The following is a 19,893-nucleotide window of genomic DNA, read 5'->3' as shown; positions in this document are numbered from 1 at the left end:
AACGTAGCACGAGCCGGCCGCGCGCTTGCGCGGCGCGCTCGCCCCGCGCGTCAGCCCGCGTCGTCCTCGTCCTCCGCCGCGTCCGCGGCCTCCACGGCCTCCACGGCCTCGACGGCCTCCACGGCCTCGACGTCAGTCCCCGCCTTCCCTGGTTCGTCGTCTCGCCGCGACGCGACCTTCTTCTTGAGGCGCCGGAAATTCGAGCGATCCATGCCGGCCTGCCGCGCCGCCTCGCTCAGGTTGTTCCCCGTGCGCTGCAGCAGTCGCCGGACGTAGATCTGGTCGAACGCGTCGACGGCGCGCTCCTTGGCCTCCGCGTACGGGAGCTCGCCGAGCGCCGCGGGCAGCACGAGCGCGTCGCTGGGAGGGCGCCGCTCCGGGCCGGAGCGCCCCGACACCGAGGCCGGGAGGTCCACGGGCAGGATCGCCTCGCCGCGCGCCGCGATCACGGCGTGCTCGACCGCGCTCTCGAGCTCGCGCGCGTTCCCCGGCCAGGCGTGCTCGCGCAGCAGGCGCGCCGCCTCGGGGCCGAATCGCTTCACGTCGCGACCGTGCCTGCGCGCGCACCGGTTCAGGTAGTGGCTCGCGAGCAGCGCGATGTCCTCCCTGCGCCGCCGGAGCGGCGGCAGCTCGATGACGATGACGCCGAGGCGGTAAACGAGCTCCTCGCGGAGCTGCCCGGCGGCGGCGCGCTCCCGGAGGTCGGCGCTCGTCGACGCGATGACCCGCACGTCGACGCGCCGCGGCTCGCCCCCTGCCCCCGGGATCTCGCCGTGCGTGAGCACCCGGAGCAGCCTGGCCTGGGCCGCGAGCGGCAGCGCCGAGACCTCGTCGAGGAAGAGCGTGCCCTTGTCCGCCGCCTCGATCAGGCCCCCGCCGGCGCGCTCGTCGGGCGAGGCCCCGCGCCCCCCGCCGAAGAGCTCCTCGTCGGCGCGCGGCTCCGGGAGCGCGCTGCAGTCGACCGCGACGAAGCGCTCCGCTGCGCGCGGCCCGCGCCGGTGGACCGCGCGCGCGACGAGCTCCTTGCCCGTCCCGCGCTCGCCGACCAGCAGGATGGGCGCGCTCACGGCCGCCACGCCGAGCGCCTTCCGGTAGGCGTCCTGCATCGCGGCGGAGCTCGTGATCACCTCGCCGAGCTGCTCGTGCTCGTCGACCCGCTCCTCGAGGGCCCTCACGCTGGCGAGGAGCCGCCGGCGCTCGATCGCGCGCTCGACCGCGGTCGACGCCGCCGCCTCCGGGTCGACGGGCTTCATCACGAACCCGTACGCGCCCGCGCGCACGGCCGCGACCGCGGCGTCGACCTCGTCGTGCCCGGCCATCACCACGACCTCGACGTCGGGGTACCTCGCCTTGATGTGCTCGAGCACCTCGGCGCCGCTCATGCGCGGCATGGTGAGGTCGAGCAGCACGGCCTCGACGCGGGTCGTCGCGAGCAGCCCGAGCGCGGCGGGGCCGTCCTCCGCGGTGAGGACGTCGAAGTCGCGCACGAGCGCGCGCGCCAGGCCGCGGCGCTGCGCTGGCTCGTCGTCGACGAGGAGGACACGGGCGCGAGCAGCGGCGTTCACGAGGCGAGGCGGCGTGACTAGACCGGCTTGCGGGATGGGAGGGGCGGGAGGTCCGTGCCCCGGCGCGTCTGCGGCTCCCTCTGGTCGTCGTGGGCCGCGGCGAAGGCGGGGTCGCTCGACCGCCGGAGCTTGGGCGGGGGCGGCGGCGCCGGCGGCTCGGCGCTCCCCGTCGGCGTGTAGATCTGGCCGTGCTGCTGGAAGACGCAGATCCGGTTGCCGCCCTCGCGCTTCGCCTGGTGGAGCGCGCTCTCCGCGGCGCGGATCAGCGCGTCCTTGGTGCGGACGTCGCGCGAGGGGTAGAGCGAGACCCCGATCGACACGCTGCACGGCCTGGGCTCGCCGCCGAACTCGACCGGGTTGCCGGAGGCCTCGCGCCAGATCCGCTCGGCCACCGTCAGCGAGCCGGCGAAGTGCGTGCTCGGCAGGACGATGAGGAACTCCTCGCCCCCGTAGCGCGCGACGACGTCCACCTCCCGGACCGAGCGGCGGATGCCGTCGGCCACGCGCCGGATCACGGCGTCGCCGAGCGTGCGCCCGCCGGCCTCGTTCATCGCCTTGAGCCGATCGATGTCGACGAGCACGCAGGCGAACGGCTCGTGGTAGCGCTCCGCGCGCTTGAACTCCTCGTTGAGCCGCGTGAAGAGGTAGCGGTAGTTGTAGAGCCCCGTCATCTCGTCGTGGATGGAGAGCTGCTCCAGGTAAGCGCGCTGGGCCGCGACGTGGTCGTGCAGCCGCTTGATCCGCAGCATCGCCGCGACGCGCGCGAGGAGCTCCTCCTCCTCGAACGGCTTGCAGACATAGTCGTCGGCGCCGATCTTGAGCCCCTCCACGCGGCTCGCCGTGTCGGTCTTCACCGTGACGAGCACCACGGGGAGGAACGTCTCGGAGGTCATGCTCTTGAGGAGCCTGCACGCCTCGAGGCCCGTGAGCCGGGGCATCACGATGTCGAGCAGCGCGAGGTCGACCCCGCCGCGGCCGATGAGCTCGATCGCCTCCTGGCCGTCGTCGACCGCCTCGACCTGGAAGCCGGCCTTGTGAAGGATGCTCACGAGCATCTGGCGCGCGAGGCGGTCGTCGTCCGCGACCACGATCCTGGCCGGACGGCTGCTCAGGAGCTCGGCCGGCGCAGAGGGCGGAGCGCCCCGGATGTCCTCGCTGTTCGGCACGGGCACATCCTCCCTTCGGCCGGGGCCGGGCGCAACGAGATCGCACGACCGCGGAAGCCGCCTGGCGCCGGCCGCGCGAGCTGCCACACAGCTTCCGCGCCCGCTCCCGCACGCGTTGCGCGCGCGTTACCGCCGGCGCGCGTGCTGCCGTCGCGCTGGTTTCGCGGTAAGGACCTCCCATGAATCAGGCGCGGTTCTGGAAGATCGCGGCGCTCGCGCTCTCCGTCACGCTCGGCGTGATCCTGTGGGGTGCGTTCGTGCGCGCGACCGGCTCGGGGGCCGGCTGCGGCAGCCACTGGCCGACGTGCAACGGCGACGTCATCCCACGTTCCCCGAGCGCGGCGACCTTCATCGAGTTCACGCACCGCGCCACCTCGGGCATCGCGTTCCTGCTCGTCGCGCTGCAGCTCGTCTGGGCGCTCGTCGCCTATCCGGCGGGCCACCCGGCGCGCCGCGGCGCGGCCGTGTCGATGCTGTTCATGATCACCGAGGCGGGGGTCGGCGCTGGGATCGTCCTGCTCGAGTACGTCGCCCACGACGCGTCGGCGGCCCGCGCGCTCTGGATGGCCGTGCACCTCATCAACACGTTCCTGCTCGTCGGCGCGATGACCTGCACGCTCTACTGGGCGCGCGGGGGCCGGCGCGTGCGCTTGCACGGCCAGGGGGTGACGGGCGTGCTGCTCGCCGCCGGGCTCGCGGGGGTCCTCGTGGTGGGCGTGACGGGGGCCATCGCGGCGCTCGGGGACACGCTCTTCGCGGCGGGCTCGCTCCGCGAGGGCATCGCGCAGGACTTCTCGCCCACGGCGCACTTCCTGGTGCAGCTGCGCGTGCTGCACCCGGTCGTGGCCGCGGTCGTGAGCGCCTACCTGCTCTTCGCCCGCGGCGCGGTCGCGGCGCGGCGCCCATCGCCGCTGGTCGAGCGGCTCTCGACGGCGCTCGGGGGCCTCGTGCTGCTGCAGGTCGGCGCGGGGCTCCTCAACTTCCTGCTGCTCGCGCCGGTCTGGATGCAGCTCGTGCACCTCCTGCTCGCCGACCTCGTGTGGATGGTCCTCGTCACGCTCGCCGCGGCCGCGCTGGGGGAGCCGGCCTCGGCGGCGGACCCAGGTCCGCGCGGGGAGAAGGCTCGGCCGGAGGCGGTCGCCACCTGAGGGGCGAGCTCACCCCGGCGAGCGCTGTTGCGCGCGGACCTAGAGCGGTTTTCAGCCGGAATTGGCACACCGTCTTCCGTCTTCCGTCTTCCGTCTTCCGTCTTCCGTCTTCCGTCTTCCGTCCTCCGTGCGCGTCCTTCGTGCGCGTCCTTCGTGCGCGTGCGCGTGCGCGATTCCCCGGAGTCAGCGCGCACGCGCACGCGCACGCGCACGAGGAAGTCCAGACGGAAGATGAGAGACGAGAGACGAGAGACGAGAGACGAGAGACGAGAGACGAGAGACGAGAGACGAGAGACGAGAGACGAGAGACGAGAGACGGAAGACGTCTGCATCAAACCCGCGCGAAAAGCGCTCTAGAACTCCGTCGAGCTCTCGTCGTCGCCCTGGGGCTCCTGCGAGATCGTGCGGCGGACGGCGCGCTTTTGCGTGACCTCTGCCGGCGCCGCGGCGCGCTGCTCGGGGACGGACGGGGGAAAGTCGACCTGGAGCACGATCCCCTGCTCGGTCTCGATCACGCGGTAGGTCGCGTCAGCCTGCGTGCGCAGCTCGATCACCATGTCGAGGTCGTTGCCCTGATCGACCAGCTGCACCTGGTTCACCGGGGTCGCGAAGAAGGAGGTCACGAGCGGGAAGCGGTTCGTCTGGATCGCCCCTGCCCCCTTCATGCGGTAGACGAGGCGCCCGGCGGCCTTCGACTCGGCAACGTCGACCTTGCCGCCGTGGATCTGCACGAAGACGCGCGAGCCGCCGGTCGGGAGCATGCGGAAGCCCGGGAACGTGGCGATCGGCCGCCCGGCGATGTCCGGCTGCGCGTCCTTCTTCTTCGGCTTGCGCGCGCGAGCCGTCCGCTGCGGGGCGCCGGCGCGCGGGGGGCTGGCCGCCGGCTTCCCCGCCGCGGGGGCCTTCGCCGGCGCCGGAGCAGCCTTGGGGGCCGCCGGGGCAGCGGGGGAGCTCTGCGCGAGGGCGAACGACGGGGAGATGCCGAGGGCCAGCGCGAGGAGCACGGGGAGATGCCGGGGAGGTCGCACGCTAGCAGTACAGCACGACCGCCTGGCCCGGAGAAGTCGGCAGCACGTTAAGCTCGCCGTGTGCCGTCCCGCGCGCCGTCCCGAGCCCTTCGCCTGTCGCACGTCGTCGGCGTCGACGACGCGCCCTTCGCCCGGGACCACCGCGGCGACGTGCCGGTCGTCGGCACCGTCTTCGCGGGCCTGCGGCTCGAGGGGGTGCTCTCGGCCCGCGTGCGACGCGACGGCCGGAACGCCACGCCGGCGATCGCCGCGATGATCTCCGGCTCTCGCTTCTATCCCCAGCTGCAGGTCGTCATGCTCCAGGGCATCGCTGTCGCGGGCTTCAACGTGGTCGATATAGCGGCCCTGCGCGACGCCCTCGCCCTGCCGGTCGTCGTGGTGGCGCGGCGCCTCCCGAACCTCGACGCGATCCGCGACGCGCTGCTGTCGCGCGTGCGGGGTGGGCGGCGCAAATGGGCGCTCATCGAGCGCGCCGGCCCCATGGAACCGGTCGCCGGCGTGTACGTGCAGCGGGCCGGGATCTCGCTGGAAGACACGAGCGCGCTGGTCTCGCGGCTCTCGGTGCACGGCCACCTCCCCGAGCCCCTGCGCGCAGCGCACCTCATCGCCGGCGGGCTGACCACGGGCGAGAGCCGCGGGCGCGCGTGACCGGGCGCTCGGCAGGACCCCGAGGACTGGACGGCGAGGCGCTCAGGACGACGGCCGGCACGCGGCGGTCGCCAGCGCGCCAGGGGAACGACCTCCCCTGGCTCGCCTTCTCTCCTGGCGACCCTGCGCCGGCGCGACCTCGCTAGAGCTTCTGCCGGCCAGGAGCGCTGGCGGCCTTCTTCTCCACCTTCTCACCGCGGCCGGTCACCTTCGAATAGATGACGTCGAGGTTGGCGGTGATGTCGAGATAGAACTGGGCTTCAGGGCTGTAGAAGAAGTTCCTGCGACGACCGTTGGGGCCGAGCTGCAGGTTGGTGTTGTTGTACCCGAGCGTGAGGTCGACGACGTCGAACACTGGATGGTTCAGGCTGATGTCGAAGGCAGTCTGAGGGAGGTAGGTGGTTCCCTCCGAGCCATCGATCTCGGCGCAGCCGGTGCTGACGTCGACGCATCCCCCCTCGAACTCGTGCTTGAAGTCGCTGAGCAGCCCGAAGCTCGCCGCCAGGCCGAGCTCCTTGTAGAGCGGCACGTCGACCTGGAGGCTCGTGGTCAACCGATCCATGGCGCGGGACCACCCGCTCAGCTGATCATCGACAGCCACCTCACCGCTCGGGGTCTGCCGGACGCGGCGAATGTCGCCGTTCACCGGCGTGTACGACTCCGCGAACAGGTGGGCGTAGGTCACGCCCAGCGTCGCCGTGATGTTGTTGAGCCCGTCCGCCTTCGAGCCGAGCAGCTTGATCTTCTGGGTGATCTGCGGGCCGATCCCCAGGGTGAAGTACCGGCCAGAGTTCCAGCTCGTCGGCGAGGTCGGGAGGACGACGCGCAGCCGCATGGCGGCGTCCGTCTTGTACTCGCCCCGCTGGGCGCCACCGCTCTCCCAGAGCTCGCGGCTGTACCGGGTGTTGAGCGCGATGTCCTTGAACTGTGGCTCCCTGTAGGTCGCCGTCGTGTCGCTGTTGGTCAGCTCGGTGACCCAGCCGATCTCGGCGGAGACCGCCAGCTTGTCCCTGGGGCGATCGAGCACGTAAAAGTTCGGACGGAACGTGAAGTCCCAGCCGTAGACCTGCATGGCGGGGATGTACTCGCCGCCAACGCCGGCGAGGGTCGTGCTGCCGCTCTGGTTCCAGGTGAACGTCGTGCCGCGCCAGCGCAGGGTGGTCTCCTCGTCCTCCTCCAGCAGCGTGTCGGCGGCGGTGGCCTGGTTCCACCGCACCGCCGGCGGCGTGACCGACCTGGCGTTCGGCTCCGGGGGCGCCACGTCGGACGGCGGCTCGGCAGGGGGAACGGGCTCGGCAGAGGGATGCGGCCCATCGGGCTGCGGAGCAGCGGCGGGCCCAGCAGCACCCGGGGCAGCGGCAGCGGCAGCGCCGGGAACGGCAGCGGCGGGAGCAGCAGGGGCCTCGGCGCTGGCCGGCGGAGCTTGCTCGGCAGGCGGAGCCTGCTCGGCAGGCGGAGCTTGCTCGGCAGGCGGAGCTTTCGGCGGCTCGGGCGGCGTCTGCGCGGACGCCACCGAGATGCTGCCCAGGACACCGGCAGCCACAAGCAACGATCGGAACGTCATCTCCACTCCCTCTCCTGGTCGCTTCGGACCCTCACCGCTCCACCGCGCGCTCGGCGCGCTCGTCCAGAAGCCCGCCCGCGCCTCGCACGCCACGCATGCCACGCCGGCGCGCCGACGCGCCCGGAGGCCTGCTCGGCCCGCCTAGTGCAGAAATCGTACCTCGCCGCAGATTCGGGACAAGTATCCGGAATAACTACCGAAACCCAGCTGCACCCCCGGGCGCGTTACGCCGCTGACGCGCGCCCCCCGTTGCGAATGTGACGATGCCTGAAGTAAGCCAACGGGCGATGGAGCCGATGTCCTTCCCGGGCGACAGAGACTCGCCCCTCTCGCCGCGATCCCCTGGAGGCCCTCGCGGCGACGACGGGGGCGGCCACCGGCCCACCGAGATCAACGCCCTCCTCGGCCGCGGGACGCACTTCGAAGGCAAGCTCTTCTTCGAGGGCCGGGTGCGCATCGACGGCAGCTTCCGCGGCGAGATCCGCGGCGAGGACGTGCTCGTCATCGGCGAGGGGGCGCTCGTGATCGGGGAGATCCACGTGGTGACGTGCATCGTCACGGGCGGCGAGGTCCAGGCGAGCATCCGCGCCCGCGACGCCATCGAGCTCTACGCTCCCTCCAAGGTGACCGGCGCCCTGCACGCGCCCGCCATCTTCATCGATCGCGGCGTGCAGTTCGACGGCTCGTGCAAGATGGCGCCGCTCGAAGAGGAGCCAGGCGAGCGGCCTCTGCGGCCCCCCGGCGCGTCCTCCGAGGCGGACGCCGACGCCGCCGCGCAGGCCGCGAGGACCGCCGAGGACGGCGGCGTCGGGCAGCGCGGCGCGACGCCGAAGCGCTCCGACATCGAACGCTGAATTCCGACCTCCGCCGACAGTCGCACATTTTATGTAGTGCGCCAGCGTGCGGCTGCCCGATCAGCGAGTTACATGTAGTGAGTGGCTGCGCTCTCGCCGCCCGAGGCGCACGCCCGCGACGTGGTTGGCAGCCCACACGACGACGGACGCTGATCGCACAGGAGAGTCCATGAAGAAGTGGTGGTCCCTGTCTCTGATCGCTTTCTCCCTCGCCCTGCTCGCGCTGTCGCCTCGCCCGGCGCGCGCCGCCGACGCCGAGTCGGAGAAGCTCGCGTCGCTCGGCAAGGCGCTCCGGTACACGCTGAAGACCAGCGGGCCGACCTCCGCGATCGACACAGGGGGCGCGGCGATCCTCGTGAAAGCGCCGCTGTCGACCGTCCGGAAGCTCGTCACGTCCTACGGTAGCTACAAGACGTTCATCAGCTCCTTTGACCAGAGCCGCGTGCTCTCGAAGCGCAAGGGCACGAGCGAGGTCTATCTCCAGGTGCCGATCCTCAACGGCGCGGCGCACATCTGGACCGTCGCGGACATGTCGCCGCCCGCGAAGGACGGCGCCGACGAGGTGATCTCCGGGCGCTACAAGCGCGGCAACGTCTCCGACTTCCGCGCCCGCTGGCGGCTCCGCGCGGTCGATGAGCACCACACGATCCTGAAGCTCGAGCTCTTCGTCGCCCCCAAGCTCCCGTTCCCGCCCTCGGTGGTCACGTCGCAGCTCGTCAGGGCGGCTGACAAGGCGGTGACCGCGGTGCGAGATCGCGCCGAGGTCAGGCCGCCCGCCGGCGCGCGGGCGACCTCGGCGTCCACCGCCGTGCCCGACGCATCGCCGCGCGCCGCCGCGTCCGCCACCGCCTCGAGCGGCCCCAGCCCCGCTGCGCAGCGCGGCGAGCAGAGCAGCCCTCCGGCGGCGCCCGCCGCGCCGGCAGCCGGCGTGCCCACCCTGCCGCCGGCCGATAACGACAGCGTGCGACGTCACGAGGACATGGCGCGTCGGTAGGTTCCTTCTGGACCCGCTGGGCGCCTCTCCATGGAGCGCGCCAAGCTTCTCCCTCCCCACTCCGCTGTCGAGCTCGGCCACGACTCCCGTCGTGAGAGCCGGGCAGCCCGAGCCGCCGGTCGACGCCGCTGAGCCTGTTGAACACCGCGAATCGCCCCGGGCGTGCACGGGCTCGCCGCATGGCGTGCAGTTCCGCAGGCTTACAGGCGAACGCAGCCAGGGCCGTCCGTGGTCCTCGACATGGCTCCCAACACGCCTTCCGATTTTCCCACAGGAATTCCCATGTTCCGAGGGAGTTATTCAACACGCCACGCGCCCGACGGAGGTTGCGAGGGGACGGATGCATGAAGTAAAGCCTGTGCGGTGAGGTATCCCTTGCCGGATGAGCAGTCAGGCGCACCGGCGCCCTCTCAGCGTCCTGCCGTGCGGGGTCCTGCCGTGCGGGGCGCCTGCGCTTCCCCGGAGCGGCGCCTGGCCGTCTCGTGGCGGTGAGCTGGACATCGCTCCTCCTCGTCCCGACCGAGCGGCACGTCGAGCGCGAGCTCGCCTCGCTGGATGCCCGCGCGGCGCGCGAGGCAGGCCAGGAGGTCCGCTCGCGGTGGAGCTTCGTCTCGGAGGCGCTCGCGCTCCTCGCGCCGGACGTCGCCATCGCGAGCCCCCAGGCGACGCGCCTCGCCACCCGGCTCGCGCTCGACGCGCTGCCGCAGGGCCGGCTGCGGCAGCCGGCTGAGCCCGCCGCGCGCGTCGCGCTCGCGTTCACCCTGGACCGCGCCCTCGGGAGCTTCCGGCGCGCCGGCACCACCCCGGCGGACCTGCGGGCGCTCGGCACGCCGTACGCGATCGCCGTCGGGGAGGTCCTCGAGCGGGCGGACGCCGCCCTGAGCGCGGCGGGCCTCGTGGACCCGCGCTGCGCAGGGTTCCTGCTCGCCCGGGCGCTCCGCTCCGCCGGCGCGTCCGGCGCGCTCCCGCTCCCGCGCAAGGTCACGATCCGCGGCGCCGTCACCTGGGAGCCCGACGACCTCGCCTGGGTCGAGGCGCTCCACGCCGCCGTTCGCGCGCGCGACGGCGCGGGGGTCACGGTCGAGCTGCCCGCCCTCCAGGGCGACGGCGCGGCGCCGGTCGCCGATCTCCTGGAGCGGCGGTGGGCCTCGCTCGAGGAAGCGCCGGAGATCGCGTGGGTGCCCGACGCCGGCGCGGAGCCGCTCGCCGCGATCAGCGCCAGGACCGCCGAGGGCGAGGCGCGCGCCGCCGCCGCCGAGGTGGCCGCGGCGCTCGGCCGCGGGATCCCCCCCGAGCGGATCGCCGTCGTCGTGCCCGCGCTCGACGACGCCGCGCTGGAGCCGCTCCGGGCCGCGCTGACCGACGCGGGCGTCCGCTCCTCGGAGCCGCGCGGCCGCGCCTCCGCGAGCTGCCCCGACGGGCGCGTCGCGCTCGCGATCCTCCGCCTCGCCGTGGGCCCGGTGCGCCGCGAGCAGGCGATCGAGATCCTCCGCGCGCCCGGGGTCCACGCCGGCGCCTGGATGGACCGCGCGTCCGCCGCCGAGGCGGAAAAGCGATCGGTCGACCTCGCCCACCGCCTGCGCGACGTCCCGGTCGAGGTGGACCGCACGGGCCGGCTGCTCGTCGAGAGCCTCATCTCCGTCGTGGCCGCCCGCCGCGCGGACCGCCGCGCCGGGCCGCCGCGGGCCGCCGGGCGCGAGGCGGAGCTCGAGGCGGAGCTCGATCTCGGGATCGAGACGCTGCACCGCGCCGGCGACCCGCACGGCGACGACGAGGAGGCGTGGATGCCGCACGCGCTCGAGCGGCTGCTCGCCAGCGCGCGCTGGATCGGCGAGGCGACGACGCGGCCCGAGATCGTGCGGCGCTTCCTGTCGCTGCTCGACAAGCTGGGCTTCGGCGAGCCCGGGGTCGAGGAGCTCCGCGCCGCGCTGCGCGGCGAGCGGCGGGGCGGCGGCGCGATCGCGCTCGAGGCGATGGGCCAGGGCGCGCGGGCCGCGCGCGCGATCCGCGAGCAGGCCGAGGCGCTCGCGCGGGCCGCACGCGACCTCGGCTGCGAGGAGCGCCCCGCCACCGCGGCGGAGGTCTACGCGGAGCTCGAGCGGGCCGCGGCCGAGCAGGGCGCGGGGCCGCGCGGCGACGCGGGCCGCGCCGGCGCCGTGCGCGTCGACCTCGCCGCCGGCTTCACGGCGCTCGAGCACGACGTCGTGGTGGTGACCGGGCTCGACGCGCGCGCCTACGGCGGCAGCCCCGGCGCGGACGAGACGCTGCTCGGCGAGCCGCTCCGCGTCAGGCTGCCGGCGCCGAGCCGCCCCGCGTCGGGGCGCGAGCGCCAGGCGGCCCAGCGCGCGGAGCTCGGCTGGGCGCTCGCGGGCGCGAGGAGCGTCGCCCTCTGCTTCACGCGCGGGGACGACAGCGAGCCGAACGAGCCTCACCCGCTCTTCGAGGCGGCCGTCGCGGCCGGCGCTCGCGAGCGGACGGAGCCCGCGTCCCGCGTCGCCCCGGACGCGACGACGCTCGGGCCGCGCGACGCGGAGCTCATCGCCCTCGCGGGCGGCGGCCGGCCGGCGGCGGACATCGCGGAGCGGGTCCGGATCGAGCGCGCCCGCGCGGACTTCTTCCTCGATCCGCGGGCGCCGATCGACCTCTACACGGGGCGGGTCCTCCTCGATGAGGACCCGGCGCTGGTCGCGCAGCTCAGGGCCGCGATCGGCGGGGCGCACCCCGGCAGGCCGATCGCGGTCACCCACATCGAGCGCGCCGTGGGCTGCTCCTTCGCGGCGTTCGCCCGCCGCGTGCTGCACGTGCGCCGCGCGGAAGATCTCGCCGAGTCGGCCGACGCGCGGGAGCGCGGCACGCTGATCCACCGCGCCCTGCAGGCCTCGTTCGAGGCGCTGCGCGAGCTGGGCCCGGACCGCGACCCGGCCGAGCAGCTCGCCGCCGCGCGCGCGGCGGCCGAGGCGGCGCTCGGCGTCTCGGCGCCCATGGCCCCGCTCCGCCGCGAGGCGGTCGAGAAGGCGATCGCCGACGTGCTGGAGGTCGTGGTCCGCGCCATCGACGGGGAGGACTCGTCGCCGGAGCTGCGCTTCCTGCTCGCCGAGCGGCGCTTCGGCGCCGGCGAGCCGGCGCCCTGGCAGCCGCTCGAGCTCCCCCCGTCGGACGACGACGACGAGGGCGCGGCCGGCGCGCCGAGCCTGTGGGTCGACGGCCAGATCGACCGCATCGATCGATCGACCGACCAGCGCGTCGTGCGGGTCGTCGACTACAAGACCGGAAAGCTCCCCGACGCGAAGGAGCGGCGGCGCGCGCTCCAGCTGCCGCTCTACAGCGCCATCGCGGCGCGCGCGCTGGGCGCGGAGGAGGTGCGCGCCGTCTACATCGGCGTGCGCCAGCGCGGGCTCGTCGAGCTGTGGCCGCGCACGGCCGAGGAGCAGCGCGCGCTCGCCGAGGGCTGGGCCGAGGCCGCGCGCACGGCGCGGGCGGCGATCGTCGCGCTCTGGCAGGGCCGGGCCGCGCCGCGGCCGGCGCTGCCGACGCTGTGCGCGCGCTGCGACGCGCGCGACGTGTGCCGGCGCCCCGCGGTCGTGCCGACGGACGAGGCCGCGGAGGAGGTCGCGTGAGCGCCGCGCCGCGCGGGGTGGAGCTCGCCGAGGGCGACGCGCTCATCTACGCCTTCCGCCGCAACGTCGTTGTCGCCGCCAGCGCCGGCACCGGCAAGACCCACCGCCTCACGGCGCTCTACGTGCTGCTCACGCTCGGCCTCACCTCGCTCGGCCGGCCCGACGCCCGGACCGCCGCGCCGCCCGTGTCGCCGGACCGCATCGTCGCGACGACCTTCTCGCGCGCCGCCGCGCGCGAGATCGCCCACCGCGTCGAGCGCTCGCTGCAGGAGATCGCCCGCTGGGACGGCGAGGCGAGCATCCGCTTCGCCGACATCCTGCGCGCGCGGCAGGCGGCCGTCGGCGCGGGCAGCGGCGCGGCGCTGCCCGCGGCCGAGCTGCGGAAGCGCGCCGAGGAGGCGCTCGCCCGCCTCCCCGCCGCGCGCATCGACACGCTCCACGGCGTCGCCAAGCAGATCGTGGACCGGCACGCGATCGCGATGGGGCTCTCGCCCGCCGCGCGGATCCTCGACGAGGAGGAGGCGCAGGCGCTCAGCGACCTCGCGGTCGACGAGGCGCTGAGCCGCGCGTTCGCCGAGGGGGGCGAGCGCGCCGAGGCCGCGCGCGCGCTCGTCGCCGCGACGGGGAGCGTGGAGGCCGCGCGGAGCGAGGTCACGCGCCTGCTCGACCGCCTCGACGAGGACGGCCTCACGCCGCGCCGGCTCGCGCTGTCCGACCACGCCGCGGAGGGCCGCGCGCTCTCCCGGGAGCTCCACCGCCTCGCCGTCGAGAGCGCCGCGCTCGGCAGCGCCGCGTTCCGCGAGCCGGCGGCCGCGCTCGCCGCGGCGCTCGGCCGCGAGGGCGGCGGCGCGCCCTTCCCCGCGGGAGCGGCGAGCGCCCCGCTGATCGAGCTGCTCACGCAGCGCAAGCCCCACAAGAGCAAGTGCACGCCGGCCGACGAGGCGCTCCTCGCCTTCCGCGAGGCGCTGCCGGGCGAGACCCACCGCGACAAGGCGCAGCAGCTGCTCGGCTTCCTGCGCGAGGCGCCCGCGCTGTCGCGGCGCGAGGCGCGGATCGTCGACCTCCTGGAGGAGATCCGGGAGCGGCTCTCGGCCATCCGCCGCACCGAGGGCGGCCTCGGGTTCGGGGATCTCCTGCGCGCCGCCCGCGACGGCCTGCGCGACGATCCGGCGATCGGCGCCGCGGTGCGCGAGTCGGCCGACGTGCTGCTCGTGGACGAGTTCCAGGACACGAGCGCGGTGCAGCGCGACCTCGTCTACCTCCTGCGCGAGCGCGACGACGCCGCCCTGGCGCGCCCGGCCGGCGTCGCCCCGACGGCGGCCGGCCTCCATGGCCACGGCCTGTTCCTGGTCGGCGATCGCAAGCAATCGATCTACGGCTTCCGCGGGGCCGACGTCTCGATCTTCTGCCGCGTCTGCGCGGAGCTCGCGGGCGCCGCCGCGGGCCGCGCGCTCGAGCTCTCGCCGTCCCTGTGGTCGCCCGATCCGAGCGCCGACTTCGTCGCGCTCCGGGAGAGCCGCCGGTCGACGCCCGAGCTGCTCGCGTTCATCAACGCGTTCTCGGCGCGCGATTTCTCCCAGGATCGCGCGCGCGAGGAAGGCCCGGGCGCGAGCGCGCGGGCGACCTCGCCGCGCGAGTTCGAGATCGCCTACAGCGCGGCGGAGCACCTCGTCGCGGCGCCGGGCGTGGACGCGCAGGGCCCGACGGACGTCGTGCTCGTCCACGACGACGGCAGCGCTCCGGACGGCGTCGACGCCCTGGTCCGGGACGCGCGGGGGCAGCTGCGCGAGGCGCTGATCGCGGCCGCGTACATCGCGCGGCGCGTCCGCGGCGCGGGCGGCGACGGCGCCGCGGGGGGCGATCTGCGCTTCCGCGACGTCGCCGTGCTCGCGCGGCGCCGGAGCACGATCCCCCTCGTCGAGCTCGCCCTCGCGCGCCTCGAGATCCCGTACGTCGTCGCGGGCCGCGCGCTCTTCGACGCGGCGGAGGTCCGCGACGTCGCCGCGATCCTCCGCCTGCTGCTCGATCCGCACGATCGCCTCGCCCTCGCGACGGTCCTCCGCGGCCCCGTGGTGGCGCTCTCGGACACGGCGCTCGCGATCCTGGCGCCGCCTGGCCGCGGCCTCACGGTCCCGCTGCTCGGCCGCTGGACGAGCGCCGCTGCGGCGCAAGGCGGCCGGGCGCCCTGGCCGGAGGACGACGAGCCCGCGGACGCGCGTCCCCTCTCGGCGCTCGCGCGGCTGCCCGCGGCGGATCGCGAGCGGCTCGAGGCGTTCCGCGCCCGCTTCTCGGGGCTGCGCCGCGCGGCGCTCCGCTCGACGCCCGGCGAGGCGATCCGGGCCGCGGTCTCGGTGTTCGATCTCGACCGCGTCCTCGCCGCGCTCCCGCGCGCCCAGGCCCGGCTCGGCAACGTCGACCGCCTCGTCTCCATCGCCCGCCGCCGGGGGGGCTCGCTCGCGAGCTTCGTCCGCTGGCTCGAGCGCCGGATCCGCGACGAGGCGGACGAGCCGGAGGCCGCCGTCTTCTCGCCCGACGACGACGCCGTGCGCCTCACGACGATCCACGCCAGCAAGGGGCTCGATTTCCCGGCCGTTGTGCTCCTGGACCTCAACGCGGAGCCCCGGGCGGACCAGCCCGGCCTGAGCTACATCCCGGCCGCGGGGGACCGGGCCGCCGCGCTGCTCGTTCGCCACCATGCGCGGCGGGTCGACAGGCCATGGCGGGGCACGCCCGAGGACGCCGTGACGTCGGCGCACGGTCCGTTGTTGCCCATCAGCACGCCCGCGCTCCAGGCGGCGCGCGCGGAGGTGCGGGCTCGAGAGCGCGCCGAGCGGCAGCGGCTCACCTACGTCGCGATCACCCGCGCTCGCCGCGAGCTCGTGCTCATCGGCGCGGCGGCCAAGCCGCGGAGCGGCTCCGCGTGGCTCACGTTGACGGCGAACGCCGGCCCCGGACCCGCGTCGGAGACGGCCGACGCCGACCCCCGGCCCACGTCGGCGGCGGCCGACGCCGAGGTCCCCGCGCCGCTCGCCCGCACGATCGGCGCGACGCTCGAGGCCCGCTCGCTGCTCGCCGAGGCGAAGCCGCCCGCCCCCGGCACCGACGCTTACGCGCGCGCCGCCCCCGTCCCCCGCCCGGCGCCGGCGGCCGGGCCGGCGCGCGCGCAGACAGTGCGGATCGCGACCGCGTCCCTCGCGACGTTCCAGGGGTGCGCTCGCCGCTTCCGGCTCCGGCACCTCCTCGGGATCACCGAGCCCGCCGGCGAGGGCCAGCTCGGCCTGTTCGACGTCGAGGGCCCGCCCGAGCTGCCGGGCGAGGAGCGCGTCGAGCTCGAGGACGGCGCGGACCCGCGCCCTCCCGGCCGCGCCGCGCACCGGGTGCTCCAGCGCTGGCCGCACGCGCGCTGGGGTGAGCCGACCGAGGCCGCCGACGTGATCGCGCGGCTCGGCTTCGAGGGGCTCACGCTGCACAGCCCGGACGCGCTGCGCACCGCCGAGGGCATCGCTCGCTTCCTCGGAGGGCCCTTCGCGCGGCAGGCGCGGGACGAGGAGGCGACGCTCCTCCGGGAGGAGGCGCTCGTGCTCGACGTCGAGCCGCAGAGCGCCGACGGGCGACGCGGCGCGCGGCTCGCGCTGGCGCTCGCGATCGATCTCGCCGTGCTGCACCCGGGCGGGCACATCGACGTCATCGAGTACAAGCGCGCGCGACCGCGGGCGGATCTCGCGCCGTACGAGCTCCGCCTGCGCGCGAGCGCGCTCGCGCTGAGAAAGCGCTACCCGGATCGGCCGATCCGCGCGGGGGTGCTCTTCCTCGGCGCGGCGGCGGAGCCCGCGTGGCTCAGGGCCTCGGGGCCGATGGGCACGATCGCCGACGAGGAGCACGCGCGGTTCGAGCGCGAGCTCGCCCGCCTCGCCGAGCGCCTCTCCGAGGCGAAGGGCGAGGGGCGCTTCGACGGGGTGCCGGTCGAGGCGTGCCGCTCGCTGCGCTGCGGGTTCCTGCGGGCGTGTCACGGCTAGCCCGCCGGCGGGCCGACGCGTGACGCCGCGCCAGCGCGGCCGGCCCGCGGCTCACCAGCTCGCGGGGGCCTTGTCGCGGAACACGCCGCCCTGCGGGCCGCCGCTCGGCAGCAGCGCGAGCCACACCGGCGTCTCGGCCCCCTGCTCGGCGGACCGCGGCGCGTGCGCGCCGCCCATGTCCGTGCGCACCCAGCCTGGACAGGCCGCGTTGCAGAGGATCCCCCGCCCGTCCCCGGCGAGCTCCCTCGCGAGGACGCCCGTGAGCGCGTTGAGCCCGATCTTCGAGACCGCGTAGGCCGATGAAGGCCACCCTTCGGCCGTGTGCCGCCCCGCGCTCACGTCGCCGACGAACTTGCGCATCAGCTGGATGAGCTCCGCGCGCGTCAGCTCGGCCCTCCCGAGCTGCGCCTGCAGCGACCCGGAGACCTTGCGCCGATCTCCGACCCCGCTCGTCACCATGACCACCCTCCCCTCCGGCCGCACGAGCGGGAGGAGCGCGTCCGTCAGCCGGAGCGGCCCGAAGAAATTGACGTCGATGGTCCTGCGCGCGACCTCGGCGTCGAAGCCGTCCATGGCGATGCCCGCGTTGTTCACGACGATGTCGACGCCGCCGTGCTCCGCCGCGAGCGCGCGCGCGAGCTCCGCGACGCTCTCCTCGTCGGACACGTCGAGGCGCCGGGCCTCCACGGAGAGCCCCTGCGCCGCGAGAGAGGCCGCGGCGGCGCTGCCGCGGCCCTCGTCCCTGCTCCCCAGCACGACGTGGATCGCGCGGCGCGCGAGCTGCCGGCAGATCTCGAGCCCGATCCCCCGGTTGCCGCCCGAGACCACCCCGACCCGCGTCATCCCGCGCTCCCTCTCAGACCCCTGCCTGCTCCTCGAGCTCGTCCGAAGGCGCGCTCTGCGCCGGGGAGCGGCGCGGGGGCTCGAGCACGATGGGGAGGATCTCCTCCATCGAGGACACCAGCGTGATCTGGACCTGTTCCTTGACGTCCTGCGGCACGTCCTCGAGGTCGCGCCGGTTCTTCGCGGGGATCAGCACGTGCCGGATGCCGGCGCGGTGCGCCGCGAGCAGCTTCTCCTTCACGCCGCCGACCGGCATCACCCGCCCGCGCAGCGAGATCTCCCCCGTCATCGCGATGTCGCTCCGCACCGACGCGCCCAGCAGCAGCGACGCGACCGCGGCGAACATCGTCACGCCGGCGCTCGGCCCGTCCTTCGGCGTGCCGTGCTGCGGGATGTGCACGTGAAGGTCGATCTCCTTCAGCCACTCCGGGTCGAGGTGCAGGCGATCGGCCTTGCTGCGCACGAAGCTCACCGCCGTGCTCGCCGACTCCTGCATCACGTTCCGCATGTTGCCGGTGAGCACCACGTTGCCCTTGCCCGGCATCTTCGTCGCCTCGATGAAGAGGATCTCGCCGCCCGCCGGCGTCCACGCGAGGCCGGTCGCGACCCCGGGCTGGAGCGACCGCTCCGCGACCTCGGGGCGGTGCTTGTGCGGCCCGAGCACCTGCTCCACGTGCTCGGGCGTCGCCACCTCGCGCACGTCGTGGCCCTCGGCGACCTTCACCGCCGTCGCCCTGCACACCGCCGCGATCTGCCGCTCGAGGCCGCGCACGCCCGCCTCGCGCGTGTAGTGGTCGACGATCGCCTCCATGCCCGGCGGCGTGAACTCCAGGCGCTCGTCCGTGAGCCCGTGCGCCGACAGCTGCTTCGGCACCAGGAACTCCCGCGCGATCCCGAGCTTGTCGGTGCGCGTGTAGCCGGGCACCTCGATGACCTCCATGCGGTCGACGAGCGGCCCCGGGATGCCGTCCCAGTTGTTCGCCGTCGCGAGGAACATCACCTGCGACAGGTCGAACGGCAGGTCGAGGTAGTGGTCCTGGAACGTCGAGTTCTGCTCGGGATCGAGCACCTCGAGGAGCGCCGCCGCCGGGTCGCCGCGCAGGTCGACGCCCATCTTGTCGACCTCGTCGAGCACCAGCACCGGGTTCCTGGTCCCCGCCTTCTTGAGCGCCTGCAGGATGCGCCCGGGCAGCGCGCCCACGTACGTGCGCCGGTGACCGCGGATCTCCGCCTCGTCGCGCACGCCGCCGAGCGCGATGCGCTCGTAGCGCCGGCCCATGCTGCGCGCGATCGACTTGCCGAGCGACGTCTTGCCGACGCCGGGCGGCCCGATGAAGAGCAGGATCGGCCCCTTCTTGTCCGAGCGCAGCTGCCGGATCGCCGAGTACTCGACGATCCGCTTCTTCACCTTCTCCAGCCCGAGGTGATCCTCGTCGAGGCAGCGCCGCACGCTCTCGACGCTGAGCTTGTCCACCGTCGTCTTGGACCACGGCAGATCCGCGATCCACTCGAGGTAGGTCTTCGTCACGTTGAACTCGGCCGACTGCTGCGCCATCGAGCGCAGCCGGCTGAGCTGCTTGCGCACGACCTTGTCGACCTCCGCCGGCACCTTGGCGCGCCGGATGCGCTCGCGGAGCTCCTCGATCTCGTCGTCGTCGCCGCCCTCGCCGAGCTCCTCCTTGATCGACTTCATCTGCTGCCGGAGGATGTACTCGCGCTGCGACTTGCCCATCTCCTCCTGCACCATCGAGGAGATCTCCTTCTTGACCCGCAGCACCTCCAGCTGCCGGCCGACCATCGCGAGCACGAGGCGCACGCGCGCCTTCACGTCGAACGCCTCGAGGATCTCCTGCTTGTCGCCGACCGAGGCCTGCGCCTGCGGGAAGTTCGAGGCGATGAGGTCGGCGAGCGCGCCGGGCTCGCGCACGTTGTCGAGGATGCCCGCGGTGTCGCGCGGCAGGTTCGGCATCAGGCCGAGCACCTCGCGCGTCGCCTCGCGCAGGCCGGCGCCGAGCGCCTCGAGCTCCACGTCGCGCACGAGCGACTCCGGGATGCGCTCGATCCGCGCGCGCATGTACGGCTCCAGCGAGAACGCCGCCTTCACGCGGAAGCGGCCCAGCCCGTTCAGCACGACCGAGTAGTTGTTCGGACCGAGCCGGATGACCTTCACGACGCGCGCGATGGTCCCGACGGAGTAGAGCTCCTTGAACGTCGGCTCGTCGACGTCCGGCGACCGCTGGCTGATCACCCCGACCAGCGCGCGCTCGCGGCCGAGGAGGTCCTCGACCAGGCGAACGCTCCGCGGCCGGCCGACGTTGATCGGGACGACCGACATCGGGAACAGCACGGAGTTGCGGAGCGGGAGGATCGGGACGCTGTCGGCGTCGGGCGAGGGGGGCGTTCGCGAGGGAGGATCGCCGGTCGGCATACCGACAACCCTAGTACAGCGC

At 74.5% G+C, this 19,893-nt stretch carries 12 protein-coding genes and 1 pseudogene; 7 read left to right on the top strand and 6 right to left on the bottom strand.

All coding sequences use genetic code 11. The annotated features are described in order from the left end of the window. Nucleotides 1-50: 50 nt before the first annotated feature. Together WME89_RS17000 and WME89_RS16995 are read right to left on the bottom strand one after the other, a co-directional pair. On the bottom strand, nt 51-1,565 hold the full coding sequence (locus WME89_RS17000; RefSeq protein ID WP_438010186.1) for a sigma-54-dependent transcriptional regulator: 1,515 nt from the start codon (nt 1,563-1,565) through the stop codon (nt 51-53). A gap of 17 nt (nt 1,566-1,582) precedes the next feature. Continuing rightward, nucleotides 1,583-2,731, bottom strand: coding sequence for a diguanylate cyclase (locus tag WME89_RS16995; RefSeq protein ID WP_438010185.1), 1,149 nt, complete (start codon nt 2,729-2,731; stop codon nt 1,583-1,585). A 179-nt stretch (nt 2,732-2,910) separates the two neighbouring features. Here WME89_RS16995 and WME89_RS16990 point away from each other — a divergent pair, with 179 nt between their 5' ends. Both WME89_RS16990 and WME89_RS16985 read left to right on the top strand, forming a co-directional pair. Next, entirely contained in the window at nt 2,911-3,879 is a 969-nt protein-coding gene (locus WME89_RS16990) for a COX15/CtaA family protein (protein WP_438010184.1), read from the top strand. 55 nt (nt 3,880-3,934) lie between these two features. Continuing rightward, nucleotides 3,935-4,009 (top strand): annotated as a pseudogene (locus WME89_RS16985) (hypothetical protein); the annotation flags it as partial. 223 nt (nt 4,010-4,232) lie between these two features. On the opposite strand, the gene WME89_RS16980 reads toward WME89_RS16985, so the two are convergent. Then, nucleotides 4,233-4,883: a hypothetical protein gene (locus WME89_RS16980; RefSeq protein WP_438010183.1), complete on the bottom strand. Its 651-nt coding sequence runs from the start codon at nt 4,881-4,883 to the stop codon at nt 4,233-4,235. A gap of 84 nt (nt 4,884-4,967) precedes the next feature. Here WME89_RS16980 and WME89_RS16975 point away from each other — a divergent pair, with 84 nt between their 5' ends. Next, nucleotides 4,968-5,555, top strand: a complete 588-nt coding sequence (locus WME89_RS16975; RefSeq protein WP_437665993.1) for a DUF99 family protein — start codon at nt 4,968-4,970, stop codon at nt 5,553-5,555. A gap of 142 nt (nt 5,556-5,697) precedes the next feature. On the opposite strand, the gene WME89_RS16970 is transcribed toward WME89_RS16975, so the two are convergent. Beyond that, complete coding sequence (locus WME89_RS16970; protein WP_438010182.1) at nt 5,698-6,816, bottom strand: hypothetical protein; 1,119 nt, start codon at nt 6,814-6,816, stop codon at nt 5,698-5,700. 566 nt (nt 6,817-7,382) lie between these two features. Between WME89_RS16970 and WME89_RS16965 the strand changes: the two genes are divergently transcribed. The 4 genes from WME89_RS16965 (at nt 7,383) to WME89_RS16950 (ending at nt 16,600) form a co-directional block, all read left to right on the top strand. Further along, on the top strand, nt 7,383-7,973 hold the full coding sequence (locus tag WME89_RS16965; RefSeq protein ID WP_438010181.1) for a bactofilin family protein: 591 nt from the start codon (nt 7,383-7,385) through the stop codon (nt 7,971-7,973). Between the two features lie 169 nt (nt 7,974-8,142). Then, complete coding sequence (locus tag WME89_RS16960) at nt 8,143-8,967, top strand: type II toxin-antitoxin system RatA family toxin (RefSeq protein ID WP_438010180.1); 825 nt, start codon at nt 8,143-8,145, stop codon at nt 8,965-8,967. 488 nt (nt 8,968-9,455) lie between these two features. Beyond that, nucleotides 9,456-12,584 carry a PD-(D/E)XK nuclease family protein gene (locus WME89_RS16955; RefSeq protein ID WP_438010179.1) on the top strand — a complete coding sequence of 1,043 codons (3,129 nt, stop codon included), beginning with the start codon at nt 9,456-9,458 and terminating at the stop codon, nt 12,582-12,584. Beyond that, nucleotides 12,581-16,600 (top strand): UvrD-helicase domain-containing protein, encoded by a 4,020-nt coding sequence (locus WME89_RS16950; RefSeq protein ID WP_438010178.1) that lies wholly within the window; start codon nt 12,581-12,583, stop codon nt 16,598-16,600. Before WME89_RS16955 ends, WME89_RS16950 begins: the two co-directional genes overlap by 4 nt. Nucleotides 16,601-16,651: 51 nt before the next feature. Here the strand turns inward: WME89_RS16950 and WME89_RS16945 are convergent, their stop codons facing one another. Beyond that, complete coding sequence (locus WME89_RS16945; protein WP_438010177.1) at nt 16,652-17,443, bottom strand: SDR family oxidoreductase; 792 nt, start codon at nt 17,441-17,443, stop codon at nt 16,652-16,654. A gap of 13 nt (nt 17,444-17,456) precedes the next feature. Then, a complete protein-coding gene (lon, locus tag WME89_RS16940; RefSeq protein WP_438010176.1) occupies nt 17,457-19,871 on the bottom strand; it encodes an endopeptidase La in 2,415 nt (804 codons plus the stop codon). Nucleotides 19,872-19,893: the final 22 nt, after the last annotated feature.

It is taken from the genome of Sorangium sp. So ce321, assembly GCF_051530195.1.
GTDB lineage: Bacteria > Myxococcota_A > Polyangia > Polyangiales > Polyangiaceae > Sorangium.
Note: the sequence above shows the minus strand (reverse complement) of the source record. Positions and strands in the feature narration are given on the sequence as shown.

Coding starts and splice junctions, on each gene's coding strand:
- WME89_RS16990 (WP_438010184.1), top strand. CDS start 2,911: ATGAATCAGGCGCGGTTCTGGAAGATCGCGGCGCTCGCGCTCTCCGTC.
- WME89_RS16965 (WP_438010181.1), top strand. CDS start 7,383: ATGCCTGAAGTAAGCCAACGGGCGATGGAGCCGATGTCCTTCCCGGGC.
- WME89_RS16960 (WP_438010180.1), top strand. CDS start 8,143: ATGAAGAAGTGGTGGTCCCTGTCTCTGATCGCTTTCTCCCTCGCCCTG.
- WME89_RS16945 (WP_438010177.1), bottom strand. CDS start 17,443: ATGACGCGGGTCGGGGTGGTCTCGGGCGGCAACCGGGGGATCGGGCTC.
- lon (WP_438010176.1), bottom strand. CDS start 19,871: ATGCCGACCGGCGATCCTCCCTCGCGAACGCCCCCCTCGCCCGACGCC.